The organism is Pseudomonas sp. B21-047 (assembly GCF_024748775.1).
GTDB lineage: Bacteria > Pseudomonadota > Gammaproteobacteria > Pseudomonadales > Pseudomonadaceae > Aquipseudomonas > Aquipseudomonas capeferrum.
On sequence record NZ_CP087169.1, the window covers coordinates 2,663,777 to 2,683,040 of the forward strand.

Sequence of the window (19,264 nt, forward strand, 5' to 3'; positions counted from 1 at the left end):
GCATTGAATTGGATTCCTATGCGCATTGCTTACTTCATCAACCAGTACCCGAAGGTCAGCCATAGCTTCATTCGACGCGAAATGCTGGCGCTGGAGCGCCAGGGCATGGAGATCCAGCGCATTGCCCTGCGGGGCTGGGACGCCGAACTGCAGGACGCCGAGGATATTGCCGAGCGGGACAAGACCCGCTACGTGCTGCAGGACGGTGTCGGTGGGTTGTTGGCACCGACGCTGCAGGTACTGCGCGCCGAGCCCCGGCGCTTCTTCGCCACCCTGTGGCTGGCCTTGCGCATGGGCCAGCGCGCAGACCGGACCTGGCCTTATCACCTGGTGTACCTGGCAGAGGCGTGCAAGGTCTTGCTCTGGTTGCAGGCCTTTGGCGCCAAGCACGTGCACGCGCACTTTGGCACCAACTCCACCGAGGTGGTGATGCTGGCCCATGCACTCGGCGGGCCTGGCTACAGCTTTACCGTGCACGGCCCGGAAGAATTCGATAAACCGCAGTTTCTGCACGTGGGCGAAAAGGTGCGCCGCGCAGCGTTTGTCGCGGCGGTCAGCTCTTACGGGCGCAGCCAGTTGTTCCGCTGGGTGGCCCATGAGCACTGGGGGAAAGTGAAGGTGGTGCATTGTGGCCTGGAGCGCGAGTTTCATGCCGTCGCCGCTGTTGCAGCACCTTCGGCGCCACGCCTGGTGTGCGTGGGGCGCCTGTGCGAACAGAAGGGCCAACTGTTGCTGATCGAGGCGGCCCGCCTGTTGGCCGCCCAAGGCGTTGCATTCGAGCTGGTATTGGCAGGGGATGGCGAGATGCGCGGGCAGATCGAAGCCCTGGTCGCCCGCCATGGCTTGCAGGCACAGGTGCGGATAACCGGCTGGATCAGCGGCGCCCAGGTGCGGGACGAAATTCTGGCGGCCCGTGCCTTGGTGTTGCCCAGCTTCGCCGAGGGCTTGCCGGTGGTCATCATGGAGGCCATGGCGTTGCGCCGGCCGGTGCTGACGACTTATGTGGCGGGCATCCCCGAGCTGGTTCGCCAGGGCGAGAATGGCTGGTTGTTCCCGGCGGGCACGGTGGAGGAGCTGGCTGCGGCAATGGCCGATTGCCTGGCGCAACCCGCCGATGTGTTGCAGCGCATGGGCGAGGCGGCGTATGAGCGGGTGCTGCAACGCCACGATATCGATACCGAGGCCGCCAAGTTGGCCAGCTACTTCAAGGCCTGCGCATGATCAGCCTATTGGCGTGGCTATTGGGCCTGGTGACGGTTGCCATCCTGCTGCCATCGTTGGTGTTGTTCGCGCAGGTGCTGCTGGCTTGCCTGCCTGTACGATCCCAGCCCGCAGCCGGTGCCAGGCGCCCGCGCGTGGCGGTGCTGGTGCCTGCGCATAACGAGGCGTCGATCATCGCGTCGACGCTGGCGAGCGTCGGCCCGCAAATGCTGGCCCATGACCGTTTGCTGGTGGTGGCGGACAATTGCAGTGACGACACCGCGCAGTTGGCGCGCAGGGCGGGCGCTGAAGTGGTGGAGCGGCACAACGATCAACTGCGTGGCAAGGGCTATGCACTGGACTTCGGTGTGCGGCATCTGGCGCAGGACCCGCCAGAGGTGGTGATCATCGTCGACGCCGACTGCCTGGTGGGTGAGGGCGCCATTGACCTGCTGGCACGCCGCTGCCTTGAAGCTGCGCGGCCTGTGCAGGCGCTCTACCTGATGCATGCGCCCGCCGGCGCGGGCCTGAAAGTGCAGATTGCCGAATTTGCCTGGCGGGTGAAGAACCTGGTGCGCCCGCGAGGGTGGGCACGCCTGGGCTGGCCTTGTCAGCTGATGGGGGCGGGCATGGCATTCTCCTGGCGGGACCTGGCAGCGGTCGATTTGGCCAATGGGCACCTCGTCGAAGACTTGAAGCTGGGCCTGGATTTGTGCAGGGCCGGCAAGCCACCGCTGTTTTGCCCTCTCGCGCAGGTCACCAGCCAGTTCCCACTCAGCCAGGAAGGCTTGAGCAGCCAGCGCACCCGCTGGGAGCATGGCCACCTGGGGGTGATCGTGGCCCAAGTGCCTAGCTTGCTGGTGGGCGCGCTCGCGCGGCGCAATTGGCCGCTGCTGGCCATGGCCCTGGACCTGATGGTCCCGCCGTTGGCGTTGCTGGTACTGGCCTTGATAGTGGTGGTAGGCGTGTGCTGGCTGGCCGCGCTGCTGTTCGGTATCACCGCACCGGCGTGGATCGCCACGGCGGCCTTGGCAATGCTGGGTGTGGCGGTGCTGCTGGCGTGGTGGCGTTTCTCTCGGGAACTGATCCCGTTTTCGGTGTTGCTTTACGCCCCTTTCTACGCCGCGAGAAAGATCCCTTTGTATCTGGGTTTCTTGATCAAACGCCAGGTTGAATGGGTGCGCTCGAAACGGGATGACAGCTGATGAGCGAATGGCAAAGCCGCTGGAAAACGATTATCGGCAAACTGCAGGTAGTCAGAGACCCTGCGCAAGCGCAACACCTGCTTGAGGCACTGTGCCGGCCCGAGGCGCCGACGGTACTGGGTTTCGTCAATGCCCATGGCATGAACCTGGTGGCGGGTAATGCGGATTACTGCAAGGCGCTGTGTTCTGCCGATGTGCTGCTGCGTGATGGGGCCGGCATGGCCATCCTTTATCGCCGCCTGGGGCTGGACCCTGGGCTGAACATGAATGGTACAGACCTCATCCCCAAGCTGATGGCGGCGTTCAAGGGGCGGCGAGTTGCGTTCTGGGGTACCCGAGAGCCGTTTCTGGGCCAAGCGGTGCAGTGCAGCGAGGCCCGCTTCGGCCTGGTGCCGGTGTCGGTCCACGATGGTTTTGCCGATGTGGCCACTTACCTTGAACTTGCCCGGGCAACGCAGCCGGAACTGATCGTGCTGGGCATGGGGATGCCCAAGCAGGAAGCGCTTGCCCAAAGGCTGGTAGCCAGTGGCGGGCCGTGCCTGATCGTCTGCGGTGGGGCGATTCTGGACTTTCTTGGCGGCAAGGTCAGCCGGGCCCCGGCCTGGCTTCGCCGGTTGGGCGGGGAGTGGATCTTCCGTTTGGTGAAGGAGCCTAAACGCCTGTTCATGCGTTACGTGGTGGGTAACCCGGCGTTCCTTATACGAACCCTGTTCTGCACCAAGGCGAAGACGCTCGATGCCCGTAATACGCCCAGGCGTATCTGACGATTCGGCCAGGCGAGCCGTCTGAAATGGCCAAAATCCATGGCAGGGCGGATTCCGCCCGCCGGGTGGGCGAGCGACTGCTACAGTGATAACAAGCGGCCTTGGGGGGCGGCGAAGACTATTCAGAATACAAGATTCTACTTCAAAGGCTGTTATGGATTGATTGAGTAAGCTGCACGGCACTTGCTACGCTCAAATTAATGAGGTCTGAAATGGTTCTCGAACCCAGAAGCAGTCGTTCCTTACTTCAGCGAAGAAGCAGCGTAAGTAACGCCATTCAGGCAGGTCTAGATGGAATTGCAGTAACCGGTGTTGCCTGGTACTTGATCTATGATCAATTCGGTCACATTACCTCTGATTATGTGATCATGCTGCTGTTGTTAATTGGTGCGCTGGCTGTTATTTACGACCATTATGCAATTTATCGAACCAACGTCGGCTTGTCGATCAAGGCGTTCAGGTTGTTCAAGGCGTGGTCGGCAACCTTTTGTTTTCTGGTGGTCATGGCATTTCTTACCAAACAAAGCGAGACGTACTCGCGGTTGTTGGTGGTGCAGTTGTTTGTCTTTGGTTATTTTGCCCAGCTGTTTCTACATGTGGTGGTGCGTGAATTGCAAAAACGCTTTACCGCACACGCCCGCCTGGACAACGCGCTTATTATAGGTGCGGGTGACCTTGCCAACTTCCTACACCAGAAGATCAGCAACAACCCCTGGTTCGGTGAGCGGGTGCTGGGTTGCGTGCTGATCAATGATTCGGCTGAGCAGGGCAGTGCCGACGCAAAGCAGCGCCTGCCGGTGCTCGGGCATGTCACCGACCTTGACGAGATTGTCGCCAAGCACGCCATTCGCACGGTGTACCTGGTCACCCCGCTGGGTGGCTCCGAAGTGATTAACGATGTGTATTTGAAGTTGCTCGACAAGTGCATTGCGGTCAACTGGGTGCCGGATATCTTCTCGTTGCGCTTGATTAACCACAGTGTGCGGGAAATTGCCGGTATTCCGGTATTGACCTTGTCGGAAACACCCTTGACCGGCATGAGTCTGTTTCTGAAAAACCTCGAAGACCGGGTGCTGGCCGCATTGATTTTACTGTGTGCCTCACCGGTGCTGCTGGCGGTGGCTATCGCGATCAAGATCGACAGTCGCGGCCCGGTCTTCTTCAGGCAAGAACGGATGGGCTGGACGGGGGAATCCTTCCGCATCTGGAAGTTCCGTAGCATGCATGTTCATCAACCGGAAAATGGCGTTGTCAAACAGGCTCAGAAGAATGACCCAAGGCTCACCCGGGTGGGTGCCTTTATTCGCAAGACCAGCCTGGACGAGTTGCCGCAGTTGTTCAATGTATTGACCGGCGAAATGTCGTTGGTGGGGCCGCGCCCCCATGCACTTCAGCACGATACGCTGTATTCGCAAGACATTGTCGACTACTTTGCGCGGCACAATATCAAACCCGGCATGACCGGCCTGGCGCAGGTCAGGGGCTTCCGGGGTGAAACCAAAGACATTGAGCAGATGATCCAGCGGGTCGACTCGGACATCGAGTACATCAACAATTGGTCGTTGTGGCTCGACTTTGTCATTTTGGTCCGCACGCTCAATGCCTTTACCGGCAAGCAGGCCTACTAGCCCGACGCTGTCGACCCTCACGCCAGCGGGTGCAGTTCCCTGAACCCGCGAGCCTCTTCCACCAGCCAATCATGCACCGCGCGGGCGCCGGGCTGGGTCAGCCCGCCGGGCGGGTAATGCACCACATAGCGTTTGTGGTTGGCGATCGCTACCCCGAATGGCACGATCAGCGCCCCCCGCTCCAGTTCATCGTTGAGCAGGGTTCGCCGGGCGATTGCCACGCCAACCCCGGCAATCGCCGCCTCGATGGTCAGGTGGTTGCGGTTGAAGGTATGCCCCCGCCGTACATCGAGGCCGCCCGCGCCGATACCTTCCAGGTAGAACTCCCATTCAGCGTACTCCGAGGCCCCTCGCCAGGCGGTGATGTCATGCAGCAAGGGGTAATGCGCAAGGTCAGCCGGCCCGTGCAGCGGTGGTCGGCCACGCAGCAGCGTGGGCGAGCAGACCGGGAAGATCTGCTCGTCCAGCAGCGGCGTCGACAGCATGCCCGGGTAACTGCCATCGTTCAGGTCGATGGCCAGGTCGAAGTCCCCCGGGTGCAGTGCCTGTGCGCTGTCTTCGGCCACCAGCCGCAACTCGATGTCCGGGTAGCGCTGCTGAAAGCGCGGCAAACGTGGCGTCAGCCATTTGGCCAGAAATGACGGAATAGAACGCAGGCGCAAGGTGCCGCGGATCTCACCGGCGTCCAGGCGCAGCAGCTCGGCCTCGATGCTGCCATAGGCCTCGGCCACTGTCTGGGCCAGGCGTTGCCCTTCGGCGCTCAGCTCGACCCCGCGGGCGCGCCGCAGGAACAGGCGATAGCCCAGCCGTTCCTCCAGCTGGCGCATCTGCTGGCTGACTGCGCCCGGTGTGATGTGCAGTTCTTCGGCGCAGCGGGTAAATGACAAATGCCGGGCCGCACAGGAGAACACATGCAGCCAGACGAACATCTGGCCATTGAGTTGTCGTCTCATCGTTTAGTACCACTAAAGCCTTGCTTAGGAGGTTTCGTTGGTCATCCTTGCCGCAGCAGGTCAGTATCGCTCAACTTCGCAGTAGCGTTCAATTTTCCCAGTGAGCCGTGCATGGGCGTTTCTGTCCAGCCCGGTCAGGCATTAGTATGGCTATCAGTGTTTTCGACCTCTTCAAAATCGGCATCGGCCCTTCGAGCTCCCATACCGTGGGCCCGATGCGGGCGGCGGCGACCTTTGCCCAGGCCCTGCGCGAGCGCGGTTTCCTGGCCCAGGTGACGCGCGTCGAGGTGCGGCTGTATGGCTCGCTGTCGGCCACCGGGGTTGGCCACGCCACCGACCGTGCATGCCTGCTCGGGCTGATGGGCCAGTGGCCGGACCGGATCGACCCCGCCACCATCGAGCCGCGGATCGACCAGCTGATGCAGGAGCACTGCCTGATGCTCGATGGTAGCCACCCGCTGGCGTTCAACTACACCCGCGACATGCGGCTGCTGGACGAAAGCCTGCCGTATCACCCGAACGCCATGACCCTTGAAGCGCTGGGCGGGCAGAGCAGCCTGTTCAGCCAGACGTACTATTCGGTGGGCGGTGGTTTCATCGTCGAGCAGGCTGAGGTCGATGCCCCGCAGAGTGAAGCGAATTCGGTCGACCAGCCGTATCCGTTTGCCAGCGCGGCTGAGTTACTGGCGCTGTGCAAGGCGCACCGGTTGAGTGTCGCGCAACTGATGATGGCCAACGAATGTGCCTGGCGCACGGAAGCCGAGGTGCGCGAAGGGCTGCTGCGCATTTGGGCGGCAATGGGTGAGTGCGTCGAAAATGGCCTGCGCAATGAGGGCATCCTGCCAGGTGGCCTGAAGGTCAAGCGCCGCGCCGCACGACTGCACCGCAGCCTTCAGGAGCTGGGCAAGCCGAACGTGATCGGTTCGACCCTCAGCGCCATGGAGTGGGTCAACCTGTTTGCCCTGGCGGTAAACGAAGAAAACGCCGCCGGCGGGCGCATGGTGACGGCGCCCACCAACGGTGCGGCAGGCATCATCCCGGCCGTGCTGCACTACTACATGAAGTTCAACCCGGATGCCTGCGATGACGATGTGGTGAGGTTCCTGCTTGCAGCGGCCGCAGTCGGCATCCTGTGCAAGACCAACGCTTCGATTTCCGGTGCCGAAGTCGGTTGCCAGGGCGAAGTGGGGTCGGCGTGCTCGATGGCGGCGGCTGGCCTTGCCGAAGTGCTCGGTGCCACGCCACCGCAACTGGAAAACGCCGCCGAGATTGCCCTGGAGCACAACTTGGGCCTGACCTGCGACCCGGTCGGCGGGCTGGTGCAGGTGCCGTGCATCGAGCGCAACGCGATTGCTGCGGTCAAGGCAATCAACGCGGTGCAGATGGCCCTGCGCGGCGATGGCGAGCACTTCATCTCGCTCGATCAGGTTATCCGCACCTTGCGCGACACCGGTGCGGACATGCATGCCAACTACAAGGAAACCTCGCGCGGCGGCCTGGCTGTCGCCTATGTCGAGTGCTGATTCACCCTGCCCGGGGCCGCTTTGCGGCCCCGGGTCTGGTTAGCGGCTTTTCTGTTTCAGCGCTACAAAGCTTGCGCGCATGTCCTTGGCCCAGCCGTCCAGCACGGGCTTGACGTCATCCAGGGTCAGCTTCTGGGTGTCGTTCTCTAGCTCCTTGCCTGCGCCCTTGCGCACCACCTGAGCGAGCACCTTCTGGCTGGCGCCGTCGAGGAAGGCTGCCTCGACACCGACATCTACGTCTTGGTCACGGCCGCCCATGGCGGTATTCACGCCTGCCGAGATCAGCGCAATCGGGATCACTTCGTAGGCCTTGAAACCCTCGTTGCTGGTGGAGACTGCGGTAATCGCCGGGCGTACGACGATGGTGCCCGGGCCGGGGGCCTTGGCCAGGGTCAGTACACTGCCCAGTTCACGGCGCATCGCTTCGTTGAAGTAACGGCTGATCTCCTGCAGCGTCTGCGCCGAGATGACGGCTGTCGGTTGCGGTTTGGGGTAGAACTGACTGGGCTCGATGAACACCTGGCTGTACTGATTGACGTTGACCTTGGGGTCCATCCAGCGCATCACCGGTGCGCCAGAAGGGCTTTCAGCGGGTTGCAGGCGGCTGTAGTCCTTCAGGAAGCCGGAGTAGTCGCTGGGGTCCACGCGGTTGCTGGAGCAGGCCGCGACGGCAAGCAAAGCTGCGCATAACAGGGTGATGCGAGGCAGTGATTTCATGATCGTGATGCATCCATGAGGGGTCGGCCAGAACAACGCTAGCAGGTGCGGGGGAGTTGGCCAGTGGTCAGGGGCAATCTCGAAAGGCGGTGGCGGTATGCTGTGCCAGGGCTTGGCCGCCGTTCAACTGGCATGAATCCCGGCAACTCGGCGCATAACACAGAAACTTCCTACGCTACGGTTGGACATCCGACATTTGCGTGAGGCACTCAACTTCAGCCAGCCGGTGTTCGCCATGCATCTGCACACGAGTGTTTCGACAGTTCGAAAATGGGAGCAGAGGGAGACGCGCCCTGCAGGGGCGGCGCTTAAATTGCTAAACATCATACAATGCAAAGGCTTACAAGCGATTCTTTAAGTGCTTTGTACTGAATGGTCTTTCCTTGCTTGCCTTATGAATCAGTAAGTTAGCGAATATTCTTCAGGTTCTACATTGGTGTGCCCTCATCACACAGGCTTGCATGATGAGGGCGCAGAGGCAGCGCTTACCCCAGCACCTCGCGCAACCGATACCACAACATCCCCAACGCCAGCAGCGGTGAACGCAGCGCCTTGCCGCCCGGGAAGGTCAGGTGCGGTACCGCACTGAACACATCCAGCCCTTGGCTGTGGCCCACGGCAATGCCTTCGGCGAGCAGTTTGGCCGTCCAGTGGGTCACGTTCAACCCATGCCCCGAATAGCCCTGGGCATAGTAGACGTTCGGGTGCTGGCTCAGCCGCCCGACCTGGGGGAAGCGGTTGGCCGTAATACCGATCATGCCGCCCCATTGGTAATCGATGCGTACCTCGGCCAGCTGCGGGAACACCTTGAGTACCTTCGGCCGCATGTAGGCGGCAATGTCCTTGGGGTCGCGCCCGGAATAATGGCAGGCACCCCCGAACAACAGACGGCGGTCAGCGGTGAGGCGGTAGTAGTCCAGGCCGACCTTCTGGTCGCACAGCGCCATGTTCTGCGGGATCAGGCTACTGGCGAGCGCCTCTGGCAACGGCTGGGTGGCCACCACATAGCTGCCGGCTGGCAGCACCTTGCCACTCAGGCGCGGCTCCAGTTCATCGAGATGCGCGTTGCAGCCCAGCACCAGGCTGTGTGCCCTGACCGTGCCGTGGGCGGTGTGCAGGGTCACGGTGGGGCCATGCTCGATGCGCAGTACCGGGCTCTGCTCGAAGATGCGCACGCCAAGGCCTGCAGCCGCGCGCGCCTCGCCCTGCACCAGGTCCAGTGGGTGCAGATGGCCCGAACCCATGTCCACCAGGCCACCGGCGTACTGGTCGCTGGCGACGACCTGGTGCATATGCTCGGGGCTGACCAGGCGTGTTTCGTGCCGATAACCCAGCGCGGCGAGGTCGTCCTGTTCGGCCTTGAAGGCGGCAAACTGGGCGGGAGTGTTGGCCAGTTCGCAGAAGCCCCAGCGCAGGTCACAGGCAATACCGTATTGCGCGATGCGCCCGGCCACCAAGGCCACCGAATCGATGCCAGCCTGTTGCAGGTAACGCACGCCATCCTGGCCGACATAACGGGCAAAACCACTGACGTCATGGCCGATGCCGCGGATCAGTTGGCCACCGTTACGCCCGCTGGCGCCCCAACCGATGCGCCGGGCTTCGAGCAAGATCACCGACAGCCCCCGTTCGGCAAGTTCGAGCGCGGTATTGACCCCAGTGAGGCCGCCGCCGACCACGCAGACATCGGCCGTCAGTTCGCCGTCCAGGCTGGGGTAGGGCGCCGTGTGGCGTGCCGTGGCGGCATAATACGAAGCGGTGTGCAGGGTGTCGAAAGGCATGGGTGTTCTCGGCTCAGCGGTTGGACTTGATCTTGCTCCAGGAGCGGGTCATCACGCGCATGATCTTGGGGCTGGGCGTGCTGGAGATGTACAGCTTGTCCAGCACGTGCTGGGGCGGATAGACCTCGGGGTTTTGCACCAGGGCTTTGTCCATGTAGGCCTGGGCGTCGGGGTTGGCATTGGCATAGCCGACCGTGGTGCTGACCTTGGCGATCACCTGCGGCTCGAGCAGGTAGTTGATGAACGCCAGGGCCTGGTCCGGGTTGGCGGCGTCCTTGGGGATGGCCAGCAGGTCGAACCACAAGTTGCTGCCTTCCTTGGGAATGCTGTAGGCAACCTTGACGCCGTTGTTCGCTTCCACCGCGCGGTTGGCGGCCTGGAACACGTCGCCGGAGTAACCGAAGGCCACGCAGACATCGCCGTTGGCCAGGTCCGAGACATATTTTGAGGAGTGGAAGTAGGTGATGTAAGGGCGCAATTGGAGCAGGCGGGCTTCTGCCTTGGCGTAGTCCGCAGGGTTTTCGCTACGTGGGTCCATGCCCAGGTAGTTGAGGATCGCCGGGAACAACTCATCGGGCGAGTCCATGAAGGCCACGCCACACTGCTTGAGTTTTTTCAGGTTCTCGGGCTCGAACAGCACCGCCCAGGAGTCGATGTGGTCGATGCCCAGTGCGGCCTTGACCTTGTCGACGTTGTAACCGATGCCGTTGGTGCCCCACAGGTAGGGCACTGCGTACTGGTTGCCGGGGTCGTTCTGCTCAAGCTGCTTGAGCAGCTTTGGGTCAAGGTGCTTCCAGTTGGGCAGCTTGCTGCGGTCCAGCGGTAAAAAGGCCCCGGCCTGGGCCTGGCGAGCGAGAAAGTGGTTGGAAGGCACGACCACGTCGTAGCCGGTGCGACCGGCCAACAGTTTGCCCTCCAGGGTTTCATTGGAGTCGAACACGTCATAGACCACCTTGACCCCACTGCTGGCCTGGAAGTCGGCCAGTGTGGTGTCACCGATGTAGTCGGTCCAGTTGTACACGCTGACGGTCGGTGCAGCTTGGGCGGCAGCGCCGAACAGCAAAGTGAATGCAGCAGGAACCAGGGATTGCAGATGACGCATGTCGACACCTCGTTGGTTTTGTTCTCGGTTTCGATGGAGGCGGGGCGCCGCGCGCCCCGGGCAAATCAAACGCTGAGCATCAGGAATTCACGCTCCCAGGAGCTGATCACCCGTTTGTAGTTCTCGTGCTCGGCACGCTTGACCGCGACATAGCCCTGGACGAATTGCTTGCCCAGGTATTGCTGCACGGTCTCGCAGTCTTCCATGTGCTGCAGGGCATCTTCGATGGTGATTGGCAGGCGCAGGTTGCGTCGCTCATAAGCCCGGCCCTGCACCGGCGCGCTCGGGTTGATCTTCTCGATCATGCCCAGGTAGCCGCACAGCAGGCTCGCGGCGATGGCCAGGTACGGGTTGGCATCGGCGCCCGGCAGGCGGTTCTCGACACGCATCGCCTCGGGGCTTGAGGTCGGCACCCGCAGCCCGGCCGTGCGGTTCTCTTCGCCCCACTCGACGTTGACCGGTGCCGAGGTGTCCGGCAGGAAGCGGCGGAACGAGTTGACGTTTGGCGCGAACATCGGCAGCAGCTTGGGGATGTACTTCTGCAAACCGCCGATATGGTGCAGGAACAGCTCGCTCATGCTGCCGTCTTCATTGGCGAACACCGGCTTGCCAGTGGCGATGTCGACCACACTCTGGTGCAGGTGCATGGCGCTGCCAGGTTCATCGGTAATCGGCTTGGCCATGAAGGTAGCTGCAACGTTGTGCTTGAGCGCCGCCTCGCGCATGGTGCGCTTGAACACGGTGATCTGGTCGGCCAGGTCCAGGGCATCGCCGTGGCGGAAGTTGATTTCCATCTGCGCCGGGCCGTCCTCGTGGATCAGCGTGTCCAGGTCCAGGCCCTGCAGTTCGCACCAGTCATAAACGTCTTCGAACAGCGGGTCGAATTCGTTGGCGGCGTCGATCGAGAACGACTGGCGACCGCTTTCAGCGCGCCCGGAGCGGCCCAACGGTACCTGCAGTGGCAGGTCCGGGTCTTCGCAGCGCTTGGTCAGGTAGAACTCCATCTCCGGCGCGACGATCGGCTGCCAGCCTTGGTCGGCGTAAAGCTTGAGCACCTTCTTCAACACGTTGCGCGGTGACAGCTCGATGGGGTTGCCTTGCTTGTCGAAGGTGTCGTGAATGACGATCGCGGTCGGCTCGATCGCCCAGGGGATCTGGTACACCGCAGCCGGGTCAGGGCGGCAGATCATGTCGATGTCGGCGGCATCGAGCAGGCTGTAGTAGATGTCGTCGTCAACGTAGTCGCCGGTGACCGTCTGCAGCAGCACGCTTTCGGGTAGGCGCATGCCGCGCTCATGCAGAAACTTGGCGGTCGGCGCGATCTTGCCGCGGGCGATGCCGGTCAGGTCGCTGATCACGCATTCGACTTCGGTGATCCGGTGTTCTTTCAGCCAGGTGGACAGCTGATCGAAGGGGGCGTTCATACAGACCTCTTGGTTGGGTTTTTGTGTGCGCGGCGGGAGCCGGTGGCTTCCCAGGTGACGCGCTGGGGACTATCTTGGTCGCAGCCCCCAGGGCAATCTATCCACTTTCTCCGGCAATCAATGCACCAAAAGAGTGCAACAGGACGATGCGTGACAACGCCCAATGCCTTGCAGGTCCAGGCTTTCCACACCACCGATGTCACCGAGCAGGTGCGTGCCACCCCAGGCTGGCAACAGCAGTACCGGCAAATGTCGCCGGGGCACTTCAGCGGCGAACTGCGCTGCCTGGGGCTGGATGGCGTGGAGGTGTATGAAGAGCGTCTCAACACCCGTGTCGAGCAATTCTTCCGCCCCCCGAGCGGTTCGCTGGCGTTCTGCTTCGACCGTACGGAGAACAGCCTTTACCTGCTCAACGAGCAGAGCCGTAATATCTGGATCACCCCGGAAAACTACGAAGAGGTGGCGGTGGTGTTCGACCAGGCGTTCCTGGCCCGTCATGGTCTCGATACCCAGCGCCTGGACGGGCTGTTCATGGTGCCGTTGGGCAGTGGCCAGAACGCGTTGTTCGGCAGTTGGCTGAGCGCCACCCTGACCCGCCTGGGCCATGCCGATTGCCCGCTGCAGGGGCAGGCGCTGGCCGAGCAACTGCTGGAAGACTGCCTGTTCATTCTCGACAGTGCCTGCCAGCGCCTGGACGGTGGTGCGCTGGGCAGGCGAAGTGAAGCGCGCGAGATCATGCGCCGGGTCAGTGAGTGGGCGGCGGACTGCCCCGAAGAAACGCTCAATTTGATGGCGCTGGCCGACGTGGCCGGTGTTTCCCTGCGCCAGTTGCAACAGGCGTTCAAGGCGTTCACCGGTATGCCGCCGGCGCACTGGCTGCGCTTGCGCCGGCTCAACGGCGCGCGCCGAGACCTGCTGCGCCAGGCCGATGTCACGGTGGCCGAGGTGGCGATGCGCTGGTCGTTCTGGCACCTGGGGCGGTTTTCCGAAAGCTACCGGCAGTTGTTCCGCGAGTTGCCGAGTGAAACGCTGAAGCGGGGCAGGGGCTGAGGGCAACACTGAACCCAGCACACCCCTCGGAAAGTTGTTATCGTGCCGGGCTGTTCCCACCCGAGGTCCCGATGTTCTACCTGCCGTTGCCCAGTGACCTATCCGACCGTCTCGCCAGCGAACCTGCTGCCAGCGACTTTTTCTCAACTGCCAGTGTTGTGCAGGCGGCTGCAGTGCTGTTCGTGCAGAACCTGCCGCGCCAGCTGGCCACCGCAACGGCAGATGCGCAGGAACGGCGCTTTGCCGAAATCGTGCGCATCGCCAGCGAAGTCGAAACCGCCGCACCGGGCCGCTTTCAGGGCCAGGTGGCGCAGCACTTCGACCGCGAGGCGTTCGCCATGGGGCTGGGCATGCTGGGTGAGAATGGCATCGGCCTGCTGGCCAGCGAGGTCGAGTACGACAGCGACGCCTTGCTCGATGCCGAAGGCCAGTGGAATTTCCGCTTTGCCGACAGCTACCGGCAGCAGGTCACGCCGCTGCACCCGGTCTACCTGCCCTCATTGGCCAGTGACCTTTTGTTGAGTGATCAACAAAACCGCCTGCTGCGAGAGTTTCTCTCCGGCGTCGACGAGTCTGTTGCGGTGCAAGGTTTCGCCGGCACCGGCAAGACCTTCCTGATCCACCAGTTCGCCCGCTTGCTCGACCCCCAGCGCACGCTGCTGCTGGCCTTGACCGAGGGCCAACTGCGCGCATTGCAGGCACGCGTCAAGGATGCCCAGGCCTACACCGCGCTGACCTTTGGGCAGTTGGCAGACGAACTCCTCAACCGTGACCTCACCAGTAATGGTTGGCGCCTGCGCGACCCGTATCGCACCAAGCTGTCCTGGCGCCCGCAGGAAGCGCAGGTGGTGAAGTGGTTGAATATCCCCGATATCGGCCCGCTTGACGCCCGCGATGTCGTGGCCTTGTGTATCAAGGCCGTGCGCAGTTTTTGCCGAACCGGCGATGCCCAGTTGCAGTTGCACCATTTGCCCTGGGCTGGGCCCGGCACCTCGCCGCTGGACCAGGAAGTGCTGCTGGAGAAGGCGCGCTTGTACTGGCAGGAGCTGATCCGCCCATCAACGCGGGAAATCCAGCTGCCGGTGCGTGATTACCACCGGGTCAAACTGCTGTCGTTGACGCAGGACGTGATCGACAGCCGTTACACCCACATCATCGTCGACGAGGCCCACGAGCTTTCGGCGCCGATGCTCGCCGTGCTGGACCGCAGCCCGCAATCGGTCATCACCCTGGGCGACGAGCTGCAGAACCTCAACGGCCTGAGCCCGCACCATGGCGGCTTTATCCGTCAGCGCTACATCGACCATTCGCTGCGCGCCGGGCCGGCGATGGACAACGTGCTCAACCCGTTGATCCAGGCGCACCCGGCCAAGATACAGGCCGCTTTCAGTGGCAGTGCCGAACACTACACCCGGGTCAGCTTCTTCGACACCGTCACGGTGCCGGAACAGCCCACGGCGTTGATCGTCGATGATGAATGGGGGCTGTTTGGCTGGTTCCAGCGCCTCACTCACCAAGGCGTGCCCTTCGTGCTGCTGAAGAGCGCACGCAAGGATTTCGAGCTGTTCGTCGAGGACTGCATCGAGCTGTACCGGTTTGGCACCCGGCCGCGCCACCCCATGTTGTTCCGCTATGCCAGCTGGCAGGCGCTGGAGCAGGACAAGGGCGATGACAAGGCCTTCGTGGCGGTGGCCAACATGCTGCGCAAGGGCTATACGCCAGAGCATTTTGCCAAGGCCAAGAGCCGTTATCGCTGGGACAAGGCGCCCAAGCTGTTCCTGGGGCGGGTGAGCGACGTGAAGAACATGGAGTTCGCCCGGGTGATGGTGTCACCGGAGCTGATGGTCACGCCGGTGGTGGCGGGCAATCGCAACGAACGTGCACGGATGCTGGCGGGCCTGTATACCGCCTGTTCGCGGGCACGGCATGAGCTGATCGTGCCAGGTGGGATGCTGGACTGGGTGAAAGACCAGGTCAGGGATTGAAGTGATTGGGGCCGCAAGGCGGCCCCAATGCACCGGTCAGTTACGGTCCAGCCACACCGTTTGTGCGTTGGTGAACTCGCGTACACCAAAGTGCGACAGCTCACGGCCAAAACCACTCTTCTTCACGCCACCAAAGGCGACGCGTGGGTCGGATGCGCAGTAGCCGTTGATGAACACGCCACCGGTATCCAGTGCCGCGGTCATGCGTTCAGCCAGTGCATAGTCAGCCGTGTAGATAGTCGCGGCCAGGCCGAACTCGCTGTCGTTGGCCAATGCCACCGCATGGTCGGCATCTTGCGCCGTGATGATCGCGGCCACGGGCCCGAACAGCTCCTGCTTGAACGCGGTCATCTCAGGGGTGACGTTGGCAAACACGGTCGGTGCGTAGAAGTTGCCCACGCCGTCGACCTTGTTGCCACCCAGCAGCAGGGTAGCGCCTTCGGCAAGGGTCGCCTGGACCTGGCCATCGAGTTCGTCGCGCAGGTCATAGCGGGCCATCGGGCCGATGTAGGTGTCGTCTTCCAGCGGGTTGCCGACTTTCAGCGCGCGCGTCGCTTCAACGAACTTGCGGGTGAAGGCTTCAACGATGCTCTCTTCGACAATAAGGCGCTTGGCCGCGGCGCAGACCTGGCCGGTGTTCTGGTAGCGACCAATGACAGCCGCCTTGACTGCGGCATCCAGGTCGGCGTCGGCCAGCACGATGAACGGGTCGGACCCGCCCAGCTCCAGCACGCACTTCTTCAGCGCGGCCCCGGCTTGTGCACCAATCGCCATGCCAGCGCGCACGCTGCCGGTCAGGGTCACGGCGGCAATGCGTGGGTCGTTGATGGCGCGGGTGACACCGTCCGGCGTCACGTTCAGCACTTCGAAGACGCCCTCCGGCAGGCCGGCATCCTTGAACAGTTCACCCAACAGGTAAGCGCTGCCCATGACGTTCGGGGCATGCTTGAGCACGTAGGTGTTACCGGCGAGGATCGCCGGCACAGCGCCGCGCAGCACCTGCCAGACCGGGAAGTTCCACGGCATCACGGCCAGGATCGGCCCCAGCGGGCGGTACTCGATGCGGGCTTTCTCGATCTGCGTCGGCTCTGCTGCCAGCATGGCTGGGCCGTGCTCGGCATACCAGCGGCACAGCCCCACGCACTTGCTCACTTCGCCACGGGCCTGCGTGATCGGCTTGCCGATTTCACGGCTGATCATCTGCGCAAAGGCTTCGGCCTTGGCTTCGAGGGTGCTGGCCAGGGCAAGCAGGTACTCGCTGCGTTGACCCAGCGACACCAGCCGCCATTGCCCATAGCCCACCTTGGCACGTTGCAGCGCCGCTTCCAGTGCGGCGTCGGTATCGAAGGGGTAGGCGCCAATCTGCTCGCCGCTGTGCGGGTCGAGGGAGATGGCATGGGTCAGGCTGCTGATCGCGCTCATGGCGGACACTCTCGTTGTTGTTAATCAGTGACGCCAGACTAGTGGTGTAGGGTTTTAATGAAAACTGAATAATAATGAGCGAAACATTCACGTTTGGAGAATGACTGTGGACCTGGTGCAACTGGAGATCTTCAAGGCAGTGGCCGAGCAGGGCAGCATCAGCGCTGCCGCGCAGCATATCCATCGGGTGCCCTCGAACCTGACCACGCGCATCAAGCAGTTGGAAGAAGACCTGGGCGTAGAGCTGTTCATCCGCGAGAAAAGCCGCCTGCGCCTGTCGCCGGCGGGTTGGAACTTTCTCGAGTACACCCGGCGCATTCTCGACCTGGTGCACGAGGCGCGGTTGACCGTGGCGGGCGAGGACCCGCAGGGCACCTTTGCCCTGGGCTCGCTGGAAAGCACCGCGGCAGTGCGTATTCCTGCCTTGCTGGCGGCGTACAACCAGCGCTACCCCAAGGTCGACCTCGACCTCTCGACCGGGCCTTCCGGGACCATGCTCGAAGGGGTGTTGTCCGGGCGCCTGGTCGCGGCGTTCGTCGACGGGCCGCTGCTGCATCCAACCCTGGAGGGCATGCCGGTGTTCGAGGAAGAGATGATGGTCATCGCGCCCCTCAACCATGCACCGGTAACCCGTGCCCAGGACGTCAACGGCGAGAGCATCTACGCGTTTCGCGCCAACTGCTCGTACCGCCATCATTTCGAGAACTGGTTTGTGCAGGACCAGGCCGTGCCGGGCAAGATCCATGAGATGGAGTCTTATCACGGGATGCTGGCCTGCGTGAGCGCCGGGGCGGGGCTGGCCATGATGCCGCGCAGCATGCTCGACAACATGCCGGGTTGCAGCACGGTGAGCGCCTGGCCGATGTCGGAGGATTTTCGCTATTTGAAGACGTGGCTGGTGTGGCGGCGGGGCGCGGTTTCGCGGAGTTTGAGCATGTTCGTGAAGTTGCTGAAAGAGCGGCGCCTGAGTTGATGTTTCGGGTGCCATAACGAAGGGGGGTATAGCACACGCCGGGTTCAGGACGCTTGGGAGGCCTCGGGGGTGGGGCTTCGAGAAATACGAGGCCCGTCACGACCCAAAGGCACTCTACTTGGGTTTGATCGATTCAACGATGGACGCTGCCGTGGGAAGCGCTGGCGATCAGGCTGGCGCCACAGGCGGTTTTGCTACGCATTTGGTTAGTTCAGGGTAAGTGTCAAGGGCTTTGGTGGAGGTGATCGTTAAGATATTCTGACTGTCATTGATAATGAGCCACTTATGATCACTGCACCACAGTCAAGACGGTCACCCACGCAAGCAACTGGGCGGCTATTGATAGTGAAAAATTTCGTCCCGCTGCTGACCTTTGTGGGGCCGCAAAGTGGGCAAATGTGCAGGTGACCGACTAAAATTATACCAGGCATATTGGAAGGCTTATTCCCGATGGGGAGGACTGCTGTTGAGTAGGGTATCTAACATCAAACGCTCCTCTTCGATTTTATTCACTTCCGCGGCTGAGTAGCGATAGTACTGTCTTGGTGTCGTCGGCGCACTGCGGCCTGGAGGAAGATCGAAGCGGTGCATCCATAAGTTGCTCGTGCGAACATTAAAACGAATTTCACCTGCAATAGAGCCGTAATGCAAAGAGCCAATATTGGTGGTTCTAAGTGGTTCAATTATTTTATTTACTTTAACATAAAGCTCAGGAAGAGGGTCGATGTCCAGCTTTCCTAAAACAGGCCAGTGTCCAGCTTTAATTATGGTTGTGGATGTTTCTTGTGTAATTGTGATTCGAGTGTCATTGAGGAGTTCTGTTAATGGCTTTTCACTGGTAAGATTTTTGATCCAGTCACTATTGATGTAGGTGTACCAATTGAGCCCGGAGTAACCTGACCGCCAGTGTTCATTAGCGATGAGCAGGCTAAGATCCACGCCTCGATAGTTAGCCAAAATTTCGTACTCGGTATGCTGGTAATTTTGGTGCTCATGGCAGTTCTGAATGCCGAAGCCGGCAGAGCCGTGTAAAGGCTCTAAGAGGTTGCACAAAGATTTTATCAGTTTGTCAAACTCGTTTGTGTTTTCTCTTAGTGCGTCGACGGGCAAGTAGACTCTAATCGTACTCAATGCGTGGTGAATCTGTTCGAACCAGTCGGCCGGAGAGAGTGCTTGAAATAGGTAATCGCCTACGGCATTAAATCCTTTTTCAGATGACCACATGAATGATGCTGGTTCTGATGCGCTCTCAGAGGTAATGTAGGCTATACAGTTTTTTTTGGGTTTGATCGTTTAAGTTGTGTTGGGTTATGTTTTCGCTACCCATGTATCCCCAGTTAAGGTGTTCTTCATAAAGTTGGCAGTAGATTTTAAAGGCCTCTGCAATGGCCTGTCTCCTAGATGGCGTGTACGCCTTGCAAATAAAAAACAGCGACAATTCCTACCTTTATAACGGGCTGGCCATCGTGTGCATCATCCGCGTAGATAAGGTCACAGCGATGTTTTTCGAACGCGTTGAAGAATTCACTTTCAGTCA

At 61.4% G+C, this 19,264-nt stretch carries 16 protein-coding genes and 1 pseudogene; 9 read left to right on the forward strand and 8 right to left on the reverse strand.

What is annotated here, in order from left to right; translation table 11 throughout:
- Positions 1–18 precede the first annotated feature (18 nt).
- From LOY26_RS12145 to LOY26_RS12160, 4 genes are all read left to right on the forward strand, one after another.
- On the forward strand, positions 19–1,221 hold the full coding sequence (locus LOY26_RS12145) for a glycosyltransferase family 4 protein (protein WP_186663654.1): 1,203 nt from the start codon (positions 19–21) through the stop codon (positions 1,219–1,221).
- A complete protein-coding gene (locus tag LOY26_RS12150; RefSeq protein WP_186659024.1) occupies positions 1,218–2,405 on the forward strand; it encodes a glycosyltransferase family 2 protein in 1,188 nt (395 codons plus the stop codon). The genes LOY26_RS12145 and LOY26_RS12150 overlap by 4 nt, the downstream gene beginning before the upstream one ends.
- On the forward strand, positions 2,405–3,169 hold the full coding sequence (locus LOY26_RS12155; protein ID WP_186659020.1) for a WecB/TagA/CpsF family glycosyltransferase: 765 nt from the start codon (positions 2,405–2,407) through the stop codon (positions 3,167–3,169). Before LOY26_RS12150 ends, LOY26_RS12155 begins: the two co-directional genes overlap by 1 nt.
- Positions 3,170–3,381: 212 nt before the next feature.
- On the forward strand, positions 3,382–4,797 hold the full coding sequence (locus tag LOY26_RS12160) for an undecaprenyl-phosphate glucose phosphotransferase (RefSeq protein WP_033697665.1): 1,416 nt from the start codon (positions 3,382–3,384) through the stop codon (positions 4,795–4,797).
- Between the two features lie 17 nt (positions 4,798–4,814).
- On the opposite strand, the gene LOY26_RS12165 is transcribed toward LOY26_RS12160, so the two are convergent.
- Positions 4,815–5,750 (reverse strand): LysR substrate-binding domain-containing protein, encoded by a 936-nt coding sequence (locus tag LOY26_RS12165; RefSeq protein WP_186663656.1) that lies wholly within the window; start codon positions 5,748–5,750, stop codon positions 4,815–4,817.
- A gap of 146 nt (positions 5,751–5,896) precedes the next feature.
- On the opposite strand from LOY26_RS12165, the gene LOY26_RS12170 reads away from it, so the two are divergent.
- Positions 5,897–7,273, forward strand: a complete 1,377-nt coding sequence (locus LOY26_RS12170; protein WP_186663657.1) for an L-serine ammonia-lyase — start codon at positions 5,897–5,899, stop codon at positions 7,271–7,273.
- Between the two features lie 39 nt (positions 7,274–7,312).
- On the opposite strand, the gene LOY26_RS12175 is transcribed toward LOY26_RS12170, so the two are convergent.
- The gene (locus LOY26_RS12175; RefSeq protein WP_186659005.1) at positions 7,313–7,990 is read right to left on the reverse strand and encodes a DUF3313 domain-containing protein; all 678 of its coding nucleotides are present in this window, start codon (positions 7,988–7,990) and stop codon (positions 7,313–7,315) included.
- Positions 7,991–8,174: 184 nt separating this feature from the next.
- Here LOY26_RS12175 and LOY26_RS12180 point away from each other — a divergent pair.
- Positions 8,175–8,348, forward strand: a pseudogene (locus LOY26_RS12180) (helix-turn-helix domain-containing protein); the annotation flags it as partial.
- A gap of 127 nt (positions 8,349–8,475) precedes the next feature.
- Here the strand turns inward: LOY26_RS12180 and LOY26_RS12185 are convergent.
- From LOY26_RS12185 to LOY26_RS12195, 3 genes are all read right to left on the reverse strand, one after another.
- Positions 8,476–9,771, reverse strand: coding sequence for an FAD-binding oxidoreductase (locus LOY26_RS12185; RefSeq protein ID WP_186663659.1), 1,296 nt, complete (start codon positions 9,769–9,771; stop codon positions 8,476–8,478).
- Between the two features lie 13 nt (positions 9,772–9,784).
- Positions 9,785–10,873, reverse strand: a complete 1,089-nt coding sequence (locus LOY26_RS12190; protein WP_258714812.1) for a polyamine ABC transporter substrate-binding protein — start codon at positions 10,871–10,873, stop codon at positions 9,785–9,787.
- Between the two features lie 65 nt (positions 10,874–10,938).
- Complete coding sequence (locus tag LOY26_RS12195; protein WP_033697674.1) at positions 10,939–12,297, reverse strand: glutamine synthetase family protein; 1,359 nt, start codon at positions 12,295–12,297, stop codon at positions 10,939–10,941.
- A gap of 150 nt (positions 12,298–12,447) precedes the next feature.
- On the opposite strand from LOY26_RS12195, the gene LOY26_RS12200 reads away from it, so the two are divergent.
- Positions 12,448–13,347, forward strand: coding sequence for a helix-turn-helix domain-containing protein (locus LOY26_RS12200; RefSeq protein WP_033697677.1), 900 nt, complete (start codon positions 12,448–12,450; stop codon positions 13,345–13,347).
- Between the two features lie 71 nt (positions 13,348–13,418).
- Positions 13,419–15,332 (forward strand): AAA family ATPase, encoded by a 1,914-nt coding sequence (locus tag LOY26_RS12205; RefSeq protein WP_258714813.1) that lies wholly within the window; start codon positions 13,419–13,421, stop codon positions 15,330–15,332.
- Positions 15,333–15,368: 36 nt separating this feature from the next.
- On the opposite strand, the gene LOY26_RS12210 is transcribed toward LOY26_RS12205, so the two are convergent.
- Positions 15,369–16,754: an aldehyde dehydrogenase family protein gene (locus tag LOY26_RS12210; RefSeq protein WP_186658993.1), complete on the reverse strand. Its 1,386-nt coding sequence runs from the start codon at positions 16,752–16,754 to the stop codon at positions 15,369–15,371.
- A 106-nt stretch (positions 16,755–16,860) separates the two neighbouring features.
- Here LOY26_RS12210 and ptrR point away from each other — a divergent pair, with 106 nt between their 5' ends.
- The gene (gene ptrR, locus LOY26_RS12215) at positions 16,861–17,727 is read left to right on the forward strand and encodes a putrescine utilization regulator PtrR (protein ID WP_186659256.1); all 867 of its coding nucleotides are present in this window, start codon (positions 16,861–16,863) and stop codon (positions 17,725–17,727) included.
- A gap of 248 nt (positions 17,728–17,975) precedes the next feature.
- Here the strand turns inward: ptrR and LOY26_RS12220 are convergent, their stop codons facing one another.
- Both LOY26_RS12220 and LOY26_RS12225 read right to left on the reverse strand, forming a co-directional pair.
- Positions 17,976–18,158, reverse strand: coding sequence for a PAAR domain-containing protein (locus tag LOY26_RS12220; protein ID WP_186658990.1), 183 nt, complete (start codon positions 18,156–18,158; stop codon positions 17,976–17,978).
- Positions 18,159–18,168: 10 nt separating this feature from the next.
- Complete coding sequence (locus tag LOY26_RS12225) at positions 18,169–18,951, reverse strand: DUF3396 domain-containing protein (RefSeq protein WP_258714814.1); 783 nt, start codon at positions 18,949–18,951, stop codon at positions 18,169–18,171.
- Positions 18,952–19,264 lie beyond the last annotated feature (313 nt).